General features: G+C 47.4%; 2 protein-coding genes. Both read right to left on the bottom strand.

What is annotated here, in order from left to right:
- On the bottom strand, positions 1-2,326 hold a 2,326-nt coding region (locus WBA23_RS17285), incomplete at its 3' end, for a CRTAC1 family protein (protein ID WP_424583537.1).
- 25 nt (positions 2,327-2,351) lie between these two features.
- A partial coding sequence (locus WBA23_RS17280) for a RagB/SusD family nutrient uptake outer membrane protein (RefSeq protein WP_424583536.1) occupies positions 2,352-3,149 on the bottom strand: 798 nt, incomplete at its 5' end.

Below are 3,149 nucleotides of genomic sequence, written 5' to 3'. Positions count from 1 at the left end.
GCGGGTACGATTGTGGGGAAGTACTGCCGCCTACAAATAAGTCCGTATCACCGTCATGATCTATATCGGTGGCGGCAATGCAACTACCGTGAAGATTGGGAAGCTTTCCGGACGAAAAGTTTCCGTAGCCATCGTTAAGATACAACTGGTCTGGGTGATTTATACCACCAGTAACGTACAAATCCAAATCCTGATCTTGATCAACATCAACTAATAGTGCATCGGTATCCTGGTACTTTTTATCTTGTTGAAGGGCTGTTGGTACCGAAGGAGCAAATGACCCATCCGATTGTTGAATAAGGAATGAACTAGCGTAGCCAGCCCCGTTACCAACAAAGACATCGGCCAGCCGATCGCCGTTAATATCTCCGGTAGCCAGGCTGACCCCCTTATTTGATAACGAGAACGGCAGCAGCGGTGCTTCCTCAAAATCATCTGTTAGGTACGTTTGGTGAACGAACGAAAAGGGAGCCGTTGGTTGGAGCAAGGGAAACGTAGAGGTTGGCTGTAGCGACTCGTTCTCAACCGATGCCTCTTGCTGATCAACGGTAATTTTTTGGTTGATGCCAACATCAGTTAAGGTTTGGGTTGATCCATTGGGCCAATGTACCGTAAGCTGATCTATGCGTTGCTGATCGCTCAATCCGAAATGTAGAGTCGGATCTACAGACGATTGAAACCCTCGGGTGGTGGAAAGTTCTTGCCACTGCTGACGACCGTCGTAATGAACTGTAACTCGTGCTCCTATCCCAAAATGGTTGTCTTCCTGGCCCCTTAGCTGAACTTGTAAGTAGTTCTTTCCCTGACTAAGGTTCTCGTACGCTATCGCCAGATCGTCTAAATTATTAAGTACTAAATCCAAGTCACCGTCCTGATCCAAGTCAGCGTAGGCCGCCCCGTTGGTAAAGCCCGAAAAATCCATTCCCCACTGGGCCGAGACATCCGTAAAACCCAGTCGGTGGTTATTGTGAAAGGTGTAGTTTGGCAATCTGGCTACCGGAAAGTGGGCTTGCACTTCTAAAAACGAAAGGTTTTTATCTTGCTGTTCCTGAATCTGAGTCCAGGCATCTTTATTCTGTATATCGCGCCGGATACCGTTGGTAACAAATAAGTCTTTCCACCCATCGTTGTCCATATCAAACAACAGGGTAGACCAACTCCAGTCGGTACTGGATACTCCGGCTAGCTGCCCTACTTCGCTAAAAACGGGTAGCCCTGCCTCCGTTATTCCCTGGTGAAGCTGAAGGGTATTTTGCATATATTGATAGTGATACCCCTCCTTCAGCATACGAGAAAATTTATGGCGACTCATGCCCACCATATTGGCTTGATAGCGATAGTGATCATGGGCTTTCATATCGGCCACGATGATATCCGGCAGGCCATCGTTGTTATAGTCAGCAATATCCGAACCCATACTCGAAAAAGAAGTGTGTCCGATACTTTCCGACAATCGCTCTTTAAATGTGCCGTCTTGCTGATTGATGTATAAGAAGTCAGGCTCAAAGAAATCATTGGCTACGTAGATGTCGGGGTAGCCATCATTATTCAGATCGCTGACGGTAGCACTTAAGCCAAAGGCAAACCGTTGAATACCGGCGGCTTGACTAACATTGGTGAAGTAGGTACCATCGTTACGGTAAAGCTGATCGGCTTCGTCGCGGTCCGGAGTATACTTCTTCTTGAATATTTCTTCCTGGTTAAAATTGAATTTAATGGAGTGATTAACCAGATATAAATCCAGGTCTCCGTCCAGATCGTAGTCGAAAAAGGTGGCCTGAGTAGAGTATGAATTGTCATTAATTCTCCAGTTTCGCGCTTGCTCGACAAAGGTAAAATCACCCTGGTTGATATACAGCAGGTTGTTACGAAATCCTCGGTCACCCGAACGGCACACGTAAATATCCAGCCAACCATCGTTGTTTACGTCAGCCATCGTAACTCCGGTTGTCCAGAGGTTTTGCTTTAAGATACCGGCGGGCAGGGTAACGTCCGCAAACGTTAGTTCGCCTTGGTTCTGATACAGGCGGTCGCCCACCGTGTTGCCGGTAAAGTAGACATCAGGATACCCGTCGTTATCTAAATCGCCGATAGCCACGCCCCCGCCGTTGTAGAAGTAGGGGTAGGATAAGAAATTTTGTCGTTCGGTTTCCCGAATAGCGTTAGTAAAATCAAAGGCGGGTACCGTATCCCCGTTTTCTACGGTGAACACCGTCCGGAATAGTGCGGAATCAACTACTGCTCTCTCCGGTGGATTACAGCCGAAAAAGAGCAGTAATATAATTAGGGGAGCGTAGCTTACTTTTCTAGAACAGTCTAAAAGCATACGCTTAATCTAACCAAAAATTTGCTTACTCAGGATATTGCGTCAGATTAGGATTTAAGTCCAATTCCTCCTGCGGAACCGGAAAATATTCGTGGGTTCCAGTTTGCCATCCTAGTGGCCCTAATACTTCAGCAGCACGATTTTGACGCTTGAGATCAAAGAAACGATGGCCTTCGAATATTAGCTCAATCCGGCGCTCGTGGTAGATTAACAACCGGAGCTCGTTCTGATCGGTGGTGCTTAGCGGGGGCAGTTCTGCTCGAGTGCGAACTTCATTGAGTGGCACTAGTGCTTCGGCAGAGCGGCCTAGCTCATTCAGTGCCTCCGCGTAGTTTAGTAGTATTTCGGCGTAGCGGATGATTGGAAAATTAATGTCAAAGTTGTTGGCATCGTTCAGCGGTCTGCCTTCAGGTAGAAATTTGCGCACGTTAGAATCGGTATAGAATACGGTGTTAGAACCGATCTCGGGATCCGGAAAGGGATCGATAATACCGTCGCCGTTGAGGTCAATTGAGTCATTAGCTCCTACCAGTAGCAGCGATGCCTTGCGGCGGATATCGCCTTCTTCAAAAGCATTAATCACATCTACGCTAGGCGTGTACCAGTTGGCCCAGCCAATCATCGGACTCCACATCACGCTGTACAGATTTTCGGACTGACCACTCCAGAAACTAGGAGCTCGGCTTACCGACTGCATTTCAAACAAGGACTCTTCACTGTTCTCATTCTGACCGCTGAACATACTACCGTAATCATCAATCAGGTTGTATTCGTTTAACCCAATTACCTGCTCGCTAGCCTGAGCAGATTCCTGCCATTTTCC

Origin of the sequence: Tunicatimonas sp. (assembly GCF_049647865.1) — a bacterium.
Lineage (GTDB): Bacteria > Bacteroidota > Bacteroidia > Cytophagales > Cyclobacteriaceae > Tunicatimonas.
Note: the sequence above shows the minus strand (reverse complement) of the source record. Positions and strands in the feature narration are given on the sequence as shown.